General features: G+C 71.5%; 13 protein-coding genes and 1 pseudogene. 3 read left to right on the top strand and 11 right to left on the bottom strand.

All coding sequences use genetic code 11. From position 1 onward, the window contains the following. The 3 genes from ABZ749_RS12160 to ABZ749_RS12150 all read right to left on the bottom strand — a co-directional run. Positions 1 to 319, bottom strand: a 319-nt coding sequence (locus ABZ749_RS12160; RefSeq protein WP_357226591.1) for a PadR family transcriptional regulator, incomplete at its 3' end; no start/stop codon positions are given. 164 nt (positions 320 to 483) lie between these two features. Further along, positions 484 to 1,425 (bottom strand): Ppx/GppA phosphatase family protein, encoded by a 942-nt coding sequence (locus ABZ749_RS12155; RefSeq protein ID WP_357226593.1) that lies wholly within the window; start codon positions 1,423 to 1,425, stop codon positions 484 to 486. Positions 1,426 to 1,447: 22 nt separating this feature from the next. Further along, complete coding sequence (locus tag ABZ749_RS12150) at positions 1,448 to 2,488, bottom strand: helix-turn-helix domain-containing protein (RefSeq protein ID WP_357226587.1); 1,041 nt, start codon at positions 2,486 to 2,488, stop codon at positions 1,448 to 1,450. A gap of 97 nt (positions 2,489 to 2,585) precedes the next feature. Here ABZ749_RS12150 and ABZ749_RS12145 point away from each other — a divergent pair, with 97 nt between their 5' ends. Further along, the gene (locus ABZ749_RS12145; RefSeq protein ID WP_357226583.1) at positions 2,586 to 3,476 is read left to right on the top strand and encodes a PHB depolymerase family esterase; all 891 of its coding nucleotides are present in this window, start codon (positions 2,586 to 2,588) and stop codon (positions 3,474 to 3,476) included. Position 3,477: 1 nt separating this feature from the next. Here ABZ749_RS12145 and ABZ749_RS12140 read toward each other — a convergent pair whose 3' ends face one another. Genes ABZ749_RS12140 through eno form a run of 4 tightly spaced genes read right to left on the bottom strand, consistent with a single transcriptional unit; the run spans position 3,478 to position 6,542 of the window. Further along, a complete protein-coding gene (locus ABZ749_RS12140) occupies positions 3,478 to 3,999 on the bottom strand; it encodes an amino-acid N-acetyltransferase (protein ID WP_357226579.1) in 522 nt (173 codons plus the stop codon). Then, a complete protein-coding gene (locus ABZ749_RS12135) occupies positions 3,996 to 4,553 on the bottom strand; it encodes a DUF501 domain-containing protein (RefSeq protein ID WP_124861646.1) in 558 nt (185 codons plus the stop codon). Before ABZ749_RS12135 ends, ABZ749_RS12140 begins: the two co-directional genes overlap by 4 nt. A 34-nt stretch (positions 4,554 to 4,587) precedes the next feature. After that, on the bottom strand, positions 4,588 to 5,226 hold the full coding sequence (locus ABZ749_RS12130) for a septum formation initiator family protein (protein WP_357226576.1): 639 nt from the start codon (positions 5,224 to 5,226) through the stop codon (positions 4,588 to 4,590). 32 nt (positions 5,227 to 5,258) lie between these two features. Beyond that, positions 5,259 to 6,542: a phosphopyruvate hydratase gene (gene eno / locus ABZ749_RS12125; RefSeq protein ID WP_269681111.1), complete on the bottom strand. Its 1,284-nt coding sequence runs from the start codon at positions 6,540 to 6,542 to the stop codon at positions 5,259 to 5,261. Between the two features lie 213 nt (positions 6,543 to 6,755). Between eno and ABZ749_RS12120 the strand changes: the two genes are divergently transcribed. After that, on the top strand, positions 6,756 to 7,451 hold the full coding sequence (locus ABZ749_RS12120; RefSeq protein WP_357226573.1) for a hypothetical protein: 696 nt from the start codon (positions 6,756 to 6,758) through the stop codon (positions 7,449 to 7,451). A gap of 117 nt (positions 7,452 to 7,568) precedes the next feature. On the opposite strand, the gene ABZ749_RS12115 is transcribed toward ABZ749_RS12120, so the two are convergent. The 4 genes from ABZ749_RS12115 to mfd all read right to left on the bottom strand — a co-directional run bounded on the left by ABZ749_RS12115 (position 7,569) and on the right by mfd (position 14,835). Then, on the bottom strand, positions 7,569 to 9,188 hold the full coding sequence (locus tag ABZ749_RS12115) for a DUF885 domain-containing protein (protein ID WP_357226570.1): 1,620 nt from the start codon (positions 9,186 to 9,188) through the stop codon (positions 7,569 to 7,571). Positions 9,189 to 9,307: 119 nt separating this feature from the next. Beyond that, on the bottom strand, positions 9,308 to 10,330 hold the full coding sequence (locus tag ABZ749_RS12110; protein WP_357226564.1) for a nucleoside triphosphate pyrophosphohydrolase: 1,023 nt from the start codon (positions 10,328 to 10,330) through the stop codon (positions 9,308 to 9,310). 2 nt (positions 10,331 to 10,332) lie between these two features. Further along, the gene (locus ABZ749_RS12105) at positions 10,333 to 11,085 is read right to left on the bottom strand and encodes a hypothetical protein (RefSeq protein WP_357226558.1); all 753 of its coding nucleotides are present in this window, start codon (positions 11,083 to 11,085) and stop codon (positions 10,333 to 10,335) included. Positions 11,086 to 11,202: 117 nt separating this feature from the next. Further along, entirely contained in the window at positions 11,203 to 14,835 is a 3,633-nt protein-coding gene (gene mfd, locus ABZ749_RS12100; RefSeq protein ID WP_357226554.1) for a transcription-repair coupling factor, read from the bottom strand. Positions 14,836 to 15,197: 362 nt separating this feature from the next. Here mfd and ABZ749_RS12095 point away from each other — a divergent pair. Then, positions 15,198 to 15,595 (top strand): annotated as a pseudogene (locus ABZ749_RS12095) (cyclase family protein); the annotation flags it as partial.

Genomic DNA, 15,595 nt, shown 5'->3' with positions numbered 1-15,595 from the left:
CCCGATCGTCGAGCAAGGCGTCCATTGTGGTGGCGAACGAGCGCCAGAGCTTGCCGGAGCGGGTCAGCTGGTCACGCCCCGCCGCGTTGAGTGAGTAGTACTTGCGGTGCGGCCCGGATTCGCTCGGCACGACGTAGGTGGTGAGCAGGCCGGCGGCGAAGAGGCGGCGCAGCGTCCCGTAGACCGAGGCGTCGCCGACCTCCTCCAGGCCGGCCTCGCGCAGCCGGCGCAGGATGTCGTAGCCGTAACCGTCCTCCTCTCGGAGCACGGCCAGGACGGCCAGATCAAGCACGCCCTTCAACAACTGTGTGGTGTCCACGCATTGCACAGTAGTGCGCAATGCGCAGTAGCGTCAACGAATCCGCCCCGACACGCCGGCCCGTGCGAAACCCGCGCGATAATGATCGACTCGGTTTTCAGGAAGTCGGGTCATCCGAGGCGCTCGGACACCGCGACGTCAATGAAGGCGAGTCGATCAAGCCGCTAGCGCGTGGTCGGCTGGAGGCTCCAGGCGATGCCGTCCAGGATGTCGTGCTCCGAGGCGACCACCGACGGCATCCCGGCCCGCTCCATGATCACGCGTAGCACCAGCGCACCGGCGCCGATCACGTCCGCGCGGCCCGGGTGCATCACCGGGTTCGCCAACCGCTGCGCACGGGTCTGACCCAGCAGCTCCGCGGTCACCCGGGCGACCTCCTCGTACGACACCCGGGCGTGGTGGATGCGCTCCGGGTCGTACTCCCGCAGGCCCTGCGCGAGCGCGACGACAGTGGTGACCGACCCGGCGAGGCCGACCAGGGTGGCCGCCTCGCGACCGGGCACCACGGCGAGCGCCCGGTCCACCACCGCGGCGATGTCGGCCTGTGCTGCCGCGACCTGCTCGGGCGTCGGCGGGTCACCGGGCAGGTGCCGCTCGGTCATCCGGACGCAGCCGATGTCCACCGAGATCGCCGACCGCACCCCGGCGGCCCGGTCACCGACCACGAACTCGGTGGAACCACCGCCGATGTCGACGACCAGGAACGGCTCCTTGGCGTCGGCGGGCAGCCCGCGCACCGCGCCGGTGAACGACAGCAGGGCCTCCTCGTCGCCGCTGACCACCTCGGGCGCGACACCGAGAGTGGCCCGCACCATCTCGGTGAAGTCGGCGGCGTTGGCGGCGTCGCGGGAGGCCGAGGTGGCACACATCCGCACCCGCTGCGCGCCCAGCTTCTCGATGTCCGCGGCGTACGACGCCAACGCCACCCTGGTCCGCTCGATCGCCTCCGGCGCCAGTCGGCCGGTGCGGTCCACGCCCTGCCCCAACCGGACGATCTCCATCCGCCGGGTCAGGTCGACCAGCGGTGCCTGTGGCCCGGCCGAGGCGTCGGGCAGGTCGGCGACCAGCAGTCGGATCGAGTTGGTCCCGCAGTCGATGGCCGCCACACGCGTCGTCACGGCAGCAACCTTACGGCAGGACGGGCGGCCCCCCGGCGGCTTGGTTGGCGGTGGGCCACGACTCGCCCAGGTCGCCCGACGGGCCCCGCAACAACTCCAGACCGAGCGAGGTCAGGTGGTGTCGGACGGCCCCGCCCTCCCGCTCACTGGTCACCAGACCGGCGGTCCGCAACGCACGGGCGTGCTCCGAGGCCGAGGAGAGACTGATACCGACCGCCCGGGACAACACGGTGGTGGTCAAACCCCCGTCGGTCGCCAGTCGGCGCAGCACCAGCGCCCGGGTGACGCCGAGCAGTCGACCGAGGGCATCGTCGGCGGCGGGAGACCCACGCGCGGGCATGACCACCGGGTAGACGAGCAGGATCGGGTAACCCTGCTCGACAAGCACCCGGGGCCGCGGCCCGGCCAACGGTGAGGGCAGCAGGATGATCCCGTGGCCGGTGCCGGGAAGATCGCCGTCCCACCACGTCCGCACCTCCAGCACCGGCTCCCGCCACCGGATCCCCGGATGCAGACCGGCGAAGAGGCTGGCCAGGCCATGCTGCGCCAGCCGCTGGCTGGCAGATGTCACCTGCTGACGGTACGCGGACACCAGCTCGGCCCAGTGCGGTTCGAGCACCGCGTCGAACCAGGTCCGCACAGCCCCGCCGAACAGGTCCAGCACCTCCGGGTCGGCCGCCGCGAACCGCCGCCGCAGTGGGCTGGCCGACGTGTCCGCGTACGCGAGGGTGACCTCGGCGCGGACCCGCCGCGCCGGGGTGGCCCGGATCGCCTCCAGCCCGGCCTCCACCGACTCCAGGCCGTCGAAGGGAGTGACGAAGTCCGGTAGACGTCCCCGGTCGGGCAGCAGATGCCGCAGGACTGCGGTGGCAGCCTGGGCGGCAGCCGTGCCCTCGGCCGCCGCCACCCGCTCGGCCAGGGTCGGCGCCATCGCCGCGACAGTGGGATCGCGCAGCCACTGACCAGCCAGCAGCGCGATCCCGACCGGATGCAGCCGATCGGCGAACCGCACCCGGCACAGGTCGGCAGACCCGAGCCGGAGTCGAAGCATGGCAACAGCCTGCCTGCCTTCGGCCAGGACCGAAAGGGTTGATCCGCGGCTGAACGATCTCCAGTGTGGACGGCGAGGTTGACGGGGGGTGGCCGGCGTGCGGCGAGCACTGGCGGTGTTAACGGGGCTCTGCCTGATGATCGTCGCCGCAGCTTGTGGTGAGCGGGGGCAACCCTCGTCGGCCCCACCAGCCTCACCGTCCGCGTCGAGCGAGCGGCCGGCGGCCGGTGACCACCAGCTCACCCTGCGGCACAACGGACTCGACCGCACCTACCTGCTGCACGCGCCACCGGGGTACGACCCGGGCAGACCCTCCGCGCTGGTCATCGCGCTGCACTTCTATCCCGGTCTTGGATCGTCGATGCGAGAGTTGGCGGGCCTGGACGCCAGAGCCGACACTGACAACGTGCTGGTCGCCTACCCCGACGGGCGGGGCGGCGGCTTCAACGCGCTGATCTGCTGCGGAAGCGAGGACGACGTCGGCTTCCTCAACGCCCTCACCGACCATCTGGTGCAGACCTGGCACGCGGACCCGAACCGGGTGTTCCTCACCGGCATCTCGAACGGCGGCGACATGAGCTTCCGGGCGGCGGTGGAGAGCACCGGCACGTTCGCCGCGATCGGGGTGGTCAGCGGTGGATACAGCGGAAACCTGACCACCGCCGACAGTTACGTGCCGAAGAGCCCGGTCTCCGTGATCACCTTCATCGGCGGCCAGGACCGCTACGCCTCGACCTTCCAGGCCGGTATGCAGACCTGGCAGCAGAGGCTCACCTGCCGGCCGAGCCCGAAGGCGTCCGGGGTGCCGGGTGTGACGCACACGGTGGCGGGCTGCGCGGACGGCAGCGAGGTCATCGTCTACACGATCGCCGACATGGGTCACAGTTGGCCGGGAGCGACATCGGGCCAACTCGCCGCATCCTCCGCGGGGCTGTCCGCCACCGACCTGATGTGGGAGTTCTTCGCCGCCCACCCCCGCAAAGCCTGACCTACAGGCGCAGCAGCATCCGGGTGTTGCCCAGCGTGTTCGGCTTGACCCGCTCCAGGTCCAGGAACTCCGCGACACCCTCGTCGTACGAGCGCAGCAACTGCTCGTAGACCGGTTGCGGCACCGGAGCGCCGTCGATCTCGCGGAAACCGAACGAGCCGAAGAACCGGGTCTCGAAGGTGAGCACGAAGATCCGCGCCACGCCCAGCTCGCGGGCAGCGTCGATCAGCTCACCGACCAGCCGCTGACCGATGCGCCGGCCCCGGCAGGACGGGTCGACCGCCACGGTGCGGATCTCGGCCAGGTCCTCCCACATGACGTGCAGCGCGCCGCAGCCCACCACCACGTCGTCCTCGGCCCGGACCGCGACCCGGAACTCCTGTACGTCCTCGAAGAGGGTGACGGTGGCCTTGCTCAGCAGCCGCCGGTCGTCGGTGTAGGTGTCGACGAGCCGTCGGATGCCCCGCACGTCCCCGGTGCGGGCCCGTCGTACCGTGATCTGATCCGCGGCCTGCGTGCTCATTCGGCTGCCGGCACGTCCACGCACGGCCCCGCCGACCACCAGGGCTCAACCAGCTCCAACGTCTCGTCGCCGAACGGGTTCACCCCTGGGCCGGCGCCCAACGCGTGACCCAGGTGCACGTGCAGGCACTTCACCCGGCCCGGCATCCCACCGGCCGAGATGCCGGCGATCTCCGGAACCTCGCCGATCGCCTCCCGGCGGGTGAGGTAGTCCTCGTGCGCCGCCCGGTAGTGGGCGGCCAACTCCGGATCCGTCGTCAGCCGGTCCGCCATCTCCTTCATCAGCCCCGCCGACTCCAGTCGGCTGCACGCGGCGGTGGCCCGGGGGCAGGTCAGGTAGTAGAGCGTCGGGAACGGGGTGCCGTCAGCGAGGCGGGGGGTCGTCTCCACCACGTCGGGAAGGCCACACGGGCACCGGTGGGCCACCGCGCGGGTGCCCCGGGGCGTCCGGCCGAGCTGCGCGGCCACCGCGGCCAGGTCGGCCTCGGTGGCCGGCTCGCGCTGCGGCAGGGGAACGGAATCCGCAGCCGGCTCCGACGGTGGTACGACAGTCACGGTGCCCATCTTTCCTGGTGTGCTGGTCGGTGGATCACTGGCCCGGCTGCTGGCTGTCCGCCGCCCGCACGCTCGACCAGAGCGTGTCGTACCAGGTCACCGGCCCGGCTGGCGGGGCCGCGCCGGCCGACTTCCCGGCGTCCCGCGCCGCGCCCTCCGGGTCGTGCAGGACCACCATTATCTTCTCGCCCGGCTCGCCCATGAAGAACCGCTCCCGAGCCTGCGTCTTGATGTACTCGTCGTCTTTCCAGTTGGCCGCCTCGGCGGCGAGCTTGGCGATCTCGCGCTCCTGCACCGCCTGGGCCGCCTCCATCCGCTCGATGTCGGCCTGCTGGTCCAGGTAGACCCGGACCGGATAGGTGTAGGCCAGAGCGAGCGCGATCAGGACCGCGAACAGCACTGTGGCCCGGCCGGTGAAGCGACGGGGGTGGGGTGCGGCGAGCCGCTTCACCGAACCAGCGGCAGCGGTTCGCCGAGCGGCGGCGGGACGATTCGCGGAGCGCACCCCTTCGGCGCCACGGGCAGCACCCGGCGCGCGACCGGCGGCGCGCGGCTCGGCGCGTACGCCGGCCTCCCGGACCGATCCCCGCGTGGCACGCCCACCGCCCGGCCGACCGGACTGACCCGGCCGGCGGGCGGGACGCTGACCACCCGGTGTGCGGCGCTGCTGCATCGTCACACCCCTCCCCCGAGGCTTCGTGCGTCTCAGGCCGAACGGTAGCGCGGGAACGCGCCAGCGCCGGCGTAGCGCGCCGCGTCGGCCAGCTCCTCCTCGATCCGGAGCAGCTGGTTGTACTTGGCGACACGGTCCGAGCGGGCCGGGGCGCCGGTCTTGATCTGGCCGCAGCCGGTGGCCACCGCCAGGTCGGCGATGGTGGTGTCCTCGGTCTCGCCGGAGCGGTGGCTCATCATGCACTTGAAGCCGGCCCGGTGGGCCAGGTCCACCGCGTCCAGGGTCTCGGTCAGCGAGCCGATCTGGTTGACCTTGACGAGGACCGCGTTCGCGGACTTCTCCGCGATGCCCCGGGCGATGCGCTGCGGGTTGGTGACGAACAGGTCGTCACCGACGATCTGCACCCGGTCGCCGATCGAGGCGGTCAGCGTCTGCCAGCCGCTCCAGTCGTCCTCGGCCAGCGGGTCCTCGATCGACACGATCGGGTACTCGTCAGCCAGCTTGGTGTAGTAGGTGCTCATGTCCTCGGCGGACTTCGCGGCACCCTCGAAGGTGTAGGTGCCGTTGTCGAAGAACTCGGTGGCCGCCACGTCGAGCGCGAACACGATGTCGGTGCCGAGCCGGTAGCCGGCCTTCTCGACCGCCTCGGCGATCAGGTCCAGGGCCGCCGCGTTGGTCGGCAGGTTCGGCGCGAAGCCACCCTCGTCACCGAGGCCCGTCGACAGGCCCTTCTTCTTCAGCACCGACTTCAGCGCGTGGTAGACCTCCGCGCCCGAGCGCAGCGCCTCCCGGAAGGTGGGCGCGCCGATCGGCGCGATCATGAATTCCTGGATGTCGACGTTCGAGTCGGCGTGCGCGCCACCGTTGAGGATGTTCATCATCGGCACGGGCAGAAGGTGCGCGTTCGGGCCGCCCAGGTAGCGGAAGAGGCTCAGCTCGGCGCTGCCGGCAGCGGCCTTCGCCACCGCCAGGGAGACCCCCAGGATGGCGTTCGCGCCCAGCTCCGACTTGCTGTCGGTGCCGTCGATGTCGAGCATCTTCTGGTCGATCAGCCGCTGCTCGCTGGCCTCGTACCCGATGATCTGGTCGACGATCTTGTCTTCGACGTTGGAGACCGCCTTCTCCACGCCCTTGCCCTGGTAGCGGTCGGCGTCACCGTCGCGCAGCTCGATCGCCTCGAACGCGCCGGTGGACGCGCCGGAGGGCACCGCGGCGCGAGCCACCGTGCCGTCGTCCAGGCCGACCTCGACCTCGACCGTTGGGTTGCCCCGCGAGTCGAGAATCTCCCGGGCGACGATTCCCTCGATGGTTGCCACTTAGTCGCTCCTCGTTGTTGTGATCCGGTCCGTGGGTGGGCCGCGACGGTGCGGCTGAGGCAGGTGTTGAACGCAGCGTATCGGGCCACGGGAAACGGCACGGCGTCGCCCGCGCACCCGAGTCGCCCCGCACTGACGGACATTCCCGGATTTCCGGGCGTCAACCGGCAACGGGTTTGCGCTGCGCGGACCAAATCCACCAGGCTGGTCGCCATGCCCGCCGCCTCGACCACCCTCCGCATGCTCGCCGTGTCGGTCATCGCGTCGCTCACGGTCACCGGCTGTCAGACATTCGAGGACGCCGGAGTCGCCATGGGCCGCTCGGAACTCGTCAACGACCTCGCCGCCCGGCTCGATCGGGCACTGGAGTTGACCTACTCGGCCGACTACCAGTTGCCCGGTGGCCAACGCGCCGCGATCGTGCAGGCGCAGGACCCGGCGCGATCCACGTACACCTATCCGGGAGGGCAACTCACCGTCACCCCGGAGGCCGTCACCCGGTGCACGACGACCGGCGCCCGCCCGCAGTGCACGCTGGTCACCCCGCCCACCCCCGGCAGCAAGCCCACTGTGACGCTGTTCGGCGAGGCCAACCAGCAGGGCCTCGTCACGCCGCCGGTGGTGGTCGGGCTGCTCACCGCCGCCGCGCTCGACCCACAGGCGGTCATCAAGCAGAGTGACACCACAGTCGCCGGGCACCACGCCGCCTGCGTCGCGGTGCAGAGCTCGTCGTCCGGCGACTTCACCGCCTGCGTGACCACCGAGGGCGTGCTCGGCAGCTTCACCGGACCGGTCGACGGCAAGCCGATGGAGCTGGCGATGAGCAACTACTCCGCAGCCGTCGACGAGGGCGCGTTCGAACCACCCACCGGCGCCGATGTCGTCGACCGCCGCCCCGGCGGCTCGTGACCGATCCATCTGTCGAGTCGGCGCAACTGCCGCCCGCGTACTCCATCTCGCGCTGGTTGATCGACGCGACGGTGACCGCCGGGCGGCGCTGAAACCCGCGCGGCCCGGCGTTTCTCCTCAGAGACCGAGCAGGGTGCGCAGGTGGCGCGGGGGCGGGCAGTCGTGGGCGAGCATCGCGTCGTGCCAGTCGCGGACCGACACCCCGTCCGGGCGGGCGGCGGCGATCTCGGCCACCTCGCTGTACCCGACGAAGTAGGTGGAGAGCTGGGTGGAGGTCAGTTGGGCGCGCCGCCACTTGCCGGCCGCCTCGCCCTCCTCCTGGAAGCCACGCCCGGTCATCAACGCCATCGCCTCGGCCTCGGGCAGGTCCTCGGCGTGCACCAACTGGTCGAGCAACGCGTTGATGGTCATTCGCAGTTGCATCTTGAGCTGCTGCAACCGCACCGGCAGACCGCCGAAGCCGAGCCCCGTCATCATCTCCTCCGCGTAGACCGCCCAGCCCTCGATGAACGGGCCGGACTCGGCCAACGCGCGAACCCGGGTGCCACCGACGTAGCGGCGGGCGTGGGCGAGCTGGAGGAAGTGCCCCGGCATCGCCTCGTGCACCGTCAGGTTGCGGATCATGTGGTCGTTGTATTCGCGGTAGAACGACTCGACCCGCTGCGCGGGCCAGTCCGACGGGGTGGGCGCGATGCAGTAGAAGGTCGGCACGACGGCGGTCTCCAGCGGGCCGGGCGCGTCGCAGTACGCCACCGCGACCCCCCTGGCGAACTCCGGCATCTCCTGGATGACGCACCGGTCGTCGACCACTGTGACCAGGTCGTGTGCGCGGACGAAGTCGGTCGCCTCGTCCAGTGTCACCCCGGCCAGCTCGACGATCGTCGCGTCGTTCGGGTGCTCGGCGGCGAGCAGGCCCAACGCCCGACGTACCGTCGCGTCGTCGGCCGGGCCACCGACCAGTTCGACGGCGGCCTCGCGGATCTCCGCGGTGACGCGGTCCAGGTTGGCCCAGGCGCGACGCTGGATCTCGGCAGCGCCCAGCTCGGTGTCGAGGGTGTGCCAGAGCCGGGCCTCCCAGCGACGCCGGCCCAGTCGCGGGTCACGGCCGGGGCCGACGTCGGCGGCCAGGCCGGTGCGCAGCCAGGCGACGAACTCGTCCAGCGCGGCGATCGCGGCGGTGGCCGCCGGCTCGACCCGGTCGAGGTGGCCCGGCGCCTGGGCGAGCAGTGCCGGCAGCTCGTCGCGGATCAGCGCGGCCGCGCCGGTGAACTGCCCGACGGCCGTCTCCGCGTGGATGCGTGGCATGTCCCGCAGCGTCGCGCGGGCGGTGGCGAGGGCGTCCGGTACGGCGGTGAGCCGTCCGGCAAGGTGGGTCAGCCGCACGTCAGCGGGGGCGTACGGGCGGGCCAGCAACGGGTGCAGCAGCGGGCCGGGGTTGTGCCGCAGCGGGTCCCACTCGTGCGAGCGGATCTCGGTCAGCTCGAACAGCTCCCGGTCCACGAATGAGGTGAGCAGGGCGTGGTCGACCTGTTCGTCGACGTCGAGCGAGTCCGGGTCCAGTTCGGACAGTGCGTTCGCCGCGTCGAAGAGCATCGCCCGATCGGCGGCCAACCCGTCGGCGGACAGGTCCGGCAGCCGGTCGTCGAAGCGGTGGTCACCCGCGGCGGTGGCAACCCCCGGCCGCGACTCCAGTAAAGCCTCGACAACCCGCTCAGCCAGCACCCCGAACGCTTCCACCGCACCACCCTACCGACCGCCGCACCCTCCGCCGCCAGTTCCGCCCACCGCCCCGCACCATCGGGTTGATCAAGAGGTTTCCGTCAGGCTCGACCCGAATCCTGACGCAAACCTCATGATCAACGCGGGCTGGCGGGCGTGGGCGTGCCGGGCGTGGGGGGCGTGGGGGGCGTGGGGGGTTCGGCTTGGCGGATGGCTTCGGCGTGGGCCAGGGTGGTGCGGCGCAGGGCTGCCTCGGGGTCGATGCCCGCCTCTCGGGCGGCGGCGACCGTGGCCAGCAGGCTTGCGCCCAACCCTGCTTCGGCGTCGGCCTGGGTGTCGGCCGACGGGAGTGGGACGTCGACGCCCCTGCGGGCGGCACGGTCCAGGATCTGCGTCGCCAGGGCCAGCGCGGGCTGACTCAGGGCCACCCCGTCCAACACCGAGTGCCGTGCCTTCTCCGCGCGCTTGATCCGCTCCCAGTTCTCGGTGATCTCCTCCAGGGTGCCCGCCTCGGCACCGGCGAAGACGTGCGGATTACGCCGGATCATCTTGTCGACCAGGCCACCGGCCACGTCGTCGATGGTCCACCGCTCGTCCTCGGGCAACTCCTCGGCGAGCCGCGCGTGCAGCACCACCTGCAACAACACGTCGCCCAACTCCTCGCGCAGCGCGTCGGTGTCGTCGGCGCTGATCGCGTCGTACGCCTCGTAGCTCTCCTCCAGCAGGTAACCGGCGAGGCTGCGGTGCGTCTGCGCCCGCTTCCACGGGTCACCACCCGGAGAGGCCAGTCGATCCAGCACGGCCACCGCGTCGAGCAGCCGGGCACCCGGCGGATCCCACGAGCCGTACATCAACTCCATCTCGGCCAACCCCGGCTGCCGGGCCAGCCGCAGACCCAACTCCCGGGCCAACGCCTCGTCACCCGCCGGACCGGCCAGCCACACCACAGTGCCGTGCGTCGCCACCGCGTCCAGCAACGGCTGCGTCGCCGGGCCGTCCACCACTGTGACCTCGGCGCCCTCCTGGCGAATGGCAGTGGTCAACTCGCTGTCCGCGCCGGCCAACACCGGGTGCTGGCGTACGACGTCCCAGGCCGCAGCCGTCAACAGGCCGGCGGGCAACCGGGGTGAGGTGACCAGGAGGACGATCCGTGCCGTCATGCTCAGCTGGCCGTGCCCTCGGCCTCCGGTGCCCCGGTCGGCCCCTCCGGGGTGGAAATGTCGGTGACCGCGTCGGAGCCCGGCTCACCCAGCGGCACGCTCACGGCGGGTGCGTCACCGGCGAAGCTGAGCAGCGGGAACTCAAGCGGACGGTACCGAGGGCTGACAGTGACGTCGTAACGACCGGCCGCCTCGGCCAGGATCCTCTTGGTCGCCAGCGCACCGCGCAGCTGCTCACCGTCGAGCTGCTGGGCGGCGGCCTCATCGGTCACCTCAGCGGGGATCTTGCCGGCCGCACGACCGGCGGCGATCACGTCGGCGATCTCCTCCTTGGTCGGCTCGACCGGCTCGGCCGGCAACCCGGACAGACAGGTGAAGAGCTTCGCCACCTCCCGCACGTGCCCGGTCTCCGGGTCGAGACCGAGCTGCTGGGCGGCCTGGTCGGCAGCCACCTGGCCGCGCGGCTGGTAGTTCTTCTCGGCGGAGAGCTTCTCGCACACCTTGGTCAGCACCATGGTCCGAACCACGTCGGCCACCTTGGGCAGGGTCGGTTGCGACGCCCCGGGCTGCCCACTGGCGGAAGACTCCGGCGCCGGGTTCTTCGTCCGCAGGTCCTTCATCGCGGTGGAGACCTGAACGTCGGTGATGCGCTGGTCACCGATGTAAGCGGCGATACCAGGCTCAGCACGGCAACCGGAGAGGGCGACGAGGCCGAGCGCCACAGTGGCGACGACGGCAAGACGGCGAGCACGCATAGCCGTCACTCTCTCACGCCGTCACCCCGGGTTGTGACACCCCCCACCTTCGCTCACCCCACGACCAGGGACGGCGTCGATGGGCTGACCGTCCCTGGTCGAGAGCACGCCGCCGGCTCAGGCGCTCGCGGCGACGGCGAGTGGGGCGGGAGCACCGAGCACATCGGAGAGCAGTTGCGCGCACCACTGGAGCAGCGCCTGGTCACGCAGCGGCTCGCCACCGATCCGACGGGTGGTCGGTCGGGGCACGCTGACCTGGTCGGTGGCCAGCTTGTAGACGGCATCCGGGTGGTAGCGCTTGAGCCGCAACTGCTTCGAGTCCGGTAGGGGCAGCGGGCCGAACCGTACGTGCTTGCCCTGCATGGACACGTCGGTCAGGCCGTAGCGACGGGCCAGCAGACGGAACCGGGCCACCTCCACGAGGTTCTGCACCGGGGCCGGCGGCTCGCCGTACCGGTCGGTCATCTCGGCGATCACCTCGCCCAGCCGCTCCTCGTCGCGAGCCTCGGCGAGCTTGCGGTACATCTCCAGGCGAAGCCGCTCCACGCTCACGTAGTCGTGTGGCAGGTGCGCGTCGACCGGCAGGTCGATCTTGACGTCGGTCTCCTCCTCCGGCCGCTCACCCTTGAACGCGGAGACCGCCTCGCCGACCATCCGCACGTACAGGTCGAAGCCGACGCCCTCGATGTGCCCGGACTGCTCGCCACCGAGCAGGTTGCCGGCGCCCCGGATCTCCAGGTCCTTCATCGCCACGTACATGCCGGCGCCCAACTCGGTGTGCTGGGCGATGGTCGCCAACCGCTCGTGGGCGTGCTCGGTGAGCGGCTTCTCCGGCGGGTAGAGGAAGTAGGCGTACGCCCGCTCCCGGCCCCGGCCGACCCGGCCCCTGATCTGGTGCAGCTGGGCCAGGCCGAGCAGGTCGGCCCGCTCCACGATCAGCGTGTTGGCGTTCGGGATGTCGATGCCCGACTCGACGATCGTGGTGCAGACCAGGACGTCGAACTCCTTCTCCCAGAAGCCGACCATGACCTTCTCCAGGGCGTCCTCGCCCATCTGGCCGTGCGCCACCGCGACCCGCGCCTCGGGCACCAGCTCCCGCAGCCGCCGTGCCGCCCGGTCGATCGACTCGACCCGGTTGTGCAGGTAGAAGACCTGCCCGTCGCGGAGCAGCTCACGGTGGATGGACGCGGCCACCTGCCGGTCGTCCTGCGCGCCGACGAAGGTGAGCACCGGGTGCCGCTCCTCCGGCGGGGTGGCGATGGTGGACATCTCCCGGATGCCGGTGATCGCCATCTCCAGGGTGCGCGGGATCGGGGTGGCCGACATGCTGAGCACGTCGACCGACGCGCGCAGCGTCTTCAGGTGCTCCTTGTGCTCGACACCGAAGCGCTGCTCCTCGTCGACGATCACCAGACCCAGCTGCTTGAAGCGGGTCGCCGTCTGCAACAGCCGGTGCGTACCGATGACGATGTCGACGGTGCCGTCGGCGACCATCTCCATCGTGCGCTCGGTCTCCTTCGCCGTCTGGAACCGGGACAGCTGCCGGATCTGGACCGGGAACTGACTCATCCGCTCGGCGAACGTGTTGTAGTGCTGCTGAACCAGCAGGGTGGTCGGCACCAGCACCGCCACCTGCTTGCCGTCCTGCACCGCCTTGAACGCCGCCCGGACCGCGATCTCGGTCTTGCCGTAACCGACATCACCGCAGATCAGCCGGTCCATCGGGACGGTCTGCTCCATGTCCCGCTTGACCTCGTCGATCGCGGCGAGCTGGTCCGGCGTCTCCTGCCAGGGGAAGGCGTCCTCCAGCTCCCGCTGCCACGGGGTGTCCGGACCGAACGAGTGCCCCTTGGACGCCTTGCGCGCGGCGTAGAGCTGGATGAGCTGCGCGGCGATCTCCCGGACCGCCTTGCGGGCCCGGGCCTTGGACTTCTGCCAGTCCGAGCCGCCCATCTTGTGCAGGGTCGGCTGCTCGCCGCCCACGTAGCGGGAGAGCTGATCGAGCTGGTCGGTCGGGACGAACAACCGGTCGCCGGGCTGGCCCCGCTTGCTGGCCGCGTACTCGATGACGAGGTATTCCCGGCTGGCGCCGTTGACGGTGCGCTGCACCAGCTCGACGTAGCGGCCGATGCCGTGCTGCTCGTGCACCACGTGGTCGCCGGTCTTCAACTCCAGCGGGTCGATGGTGTTGCGCCGCCGGCTCGGCATCTTGCGCATGTCCCGCGTCGAAGTGCCCCGACCGCCGGTCACGTCGTTGCCGGTGAGCAGCACGAAGCGGGACGCCTCGTCGACGAACCCGCTGCTCAGCGCACCGCAGGTGACCACCAGCTCGCCGGGGACGGGCGCGGTCGGCACCTCCTCGGTCAACCGGGCACCCAGGCCGGCGTCGCGCAGCACCTCCACCGCCCGCTGGGCGGGGCCGTGCCCCTCGAAGACCAACGCGATCGACCAACCCTCGCCGGCCCAGCGCTTGAGGTCCTCCACCACCCGCGAGGTCTCGCCGTGATAGAGCGGCGCCGGTTGGGCGGCGAGGGTCACCGCGATGGCGTCATCCGGGGTGACCGCGGCCTGTTCGGGCGCGTCCTCCCAGGGCTGCCTCGTCTCGGCGGTCTCCCCCTCCACCAATCCGAACGGGGACAGCGTCCACCACGGCTGACCGAGCTTGCCCGCGGCGGCGCGTACCTCGCCGAGGGTGCGGAAGGCGGCGGCGCCGACGTCCACCGGGGCCTGGCCGCCGACCGCCGCGGCGGCCCAGCTGGCCTGCAAGAACTCCTCCGATGTGCGCACCAGGTCGTGCGCCCGCGTGCGGATCCGCTCCGGGTCGCAGAGCAGGACGTGGGTGCCGGCCGGCATGGCGTCCAGCAGCAGCTCCAGCGAGTCGGGGCCGACCAGCACCGGGGCCAGCGACTCCATCCCCTCCACCGGGATGCCCTCGGCCAGTTTGTCGAGGATCTCGGCCAGCTCGGGGTGCTGCTCGGCGAGCGCGGCGGCCCGGTCGCGGACGGCCGGGGTGAGCAGCAGCTCGCGGCAGGGCGGTGCCCAGAGCAGCGGTACCTGTTCGATGGTCCGCTGGTCGGCGACGGCGAAGGTGCGGATCTCCTCCACCTCGTCGCCCCAGAACTCGACCCGGGACGGGTGCTCGTCGGTGGGCGGGAAGACGTCGAGGATGCCGCCGCGCACCGCGAACTCGCCGCGCTTGGTGACCAGGTCGACCCGGGCGTACGCCATGTCGATCAGCCGGCGGGCGACCTCTTCCAGGTCCGCCTCCTCGCCGGCGGCGAGCTGCACCGGCTCCAGATCGCCGAGCCCCTTCAGCTGCGGCTGGAGTAGCGAACGGACCGGGGCCACGACCACTCGCAGTGGCCCGGTGCCGCCGTGCGCGTCGCTGGCCTCCGGGTGCGCCAGCCGGCGCAGCACGGCCAGCCGCCGGCCGACCGTGTCGGAGCGGGGGGACAGCCGCTCGTGCGGCAGCGTCTCCCAGGGGGGGAAGACGACCACCTGTTCGGCAGGCAGCAACCCGCCCAGCGCGGCGGCCAGGTCGTCGGCCTCCCGGGTGGTGGCGGTCACCGCCAGCACCGGTCGCCCGGCGCCGTCGTTGTCCGCGGCGACCGCCGCGACGGCGAACGGGCGCAGTGCCGCCGGAGCGGTGATGTCGAGGCCGTCGACCTGGGCGGCACCGGAGCGCGCCAGGTCACGCGCCCGGGCCAGCCCGGGGTCGGCCAGGGCGGCGGTGAACAGACCGGTGAGCAAGGGAAATCCTTCCCGGGGAGTCGACGCACACGACGGCGGCCCCTCGTCCAGCCGGACGGGGGGGCGCGACGACAAGCCTAGCTCCGTCGACCGACAGCCACCCCCTTCCGCCGAGGTCCGACGCCACTACGGCGCGTCGCCCCGCGCCCCGCGCCTCCTTCGCGACAAGATCCGCTCAACTTCGGGGAACTTGCGGCGTCACAGCGCGCCGAGGCAGCACTTTCCCTGCAATTGAGCGGATCTTCTCGGACCCGGCCGGACCGGCCTGCTCTTCACGGACCCGGCCGGACCGGCCCGCGGATCCCGCCGGGCCGGACACCCGGCGGCCTGCCTTGTGCCTCGCGGATCTTGACGGTCGCCGGATGGCGTGGTCGGGTTTCGGCATGGGTGAGCAGTGGCGGGCACAGTTCGACGCGGAGGTGAGCTTCGCCAACGGCGGCGGGCTGCGTACCGAGGGGTTCCGGCTGGACATTCCCGGTCGGGAGATCACCGACGACGACCTCGCGGCGTTGTTCGTCCGGCACCTCGGGCTGCTGATGGTCGCCGACGTCCGGATCAGCGCCAGGACGATCATCGAGGAGCCGCACAAGGGCGGCCGGGGTGTCGCGGTCGACGGATCCGGCGCCGAACGCCGGCTGGTCGAGCTGAGCCACGTGATCCGCGACGGGATGACCACCCTGCCGGGCTGGCCGGCCCCCCGGATCACCGACTGGCTGACCTTCGCGGCATCCCGCGAGCGGTACGCCCCGGGCACCGAGTT

This window comes from Micromonospora sp. NPDC047753 (genome assembly GCF_040642735.1).
Classification (GTDB): domain Bacteria; phylum Actinomycetota; class Actinomycetes; order Mycobacteriales; family Micromonosporaceae; genus Micromonospora.
Note: the sequence above shows the minus strand (reverse complement) of the source record. Positions and strands in the feature narration are given on the sequence as shown.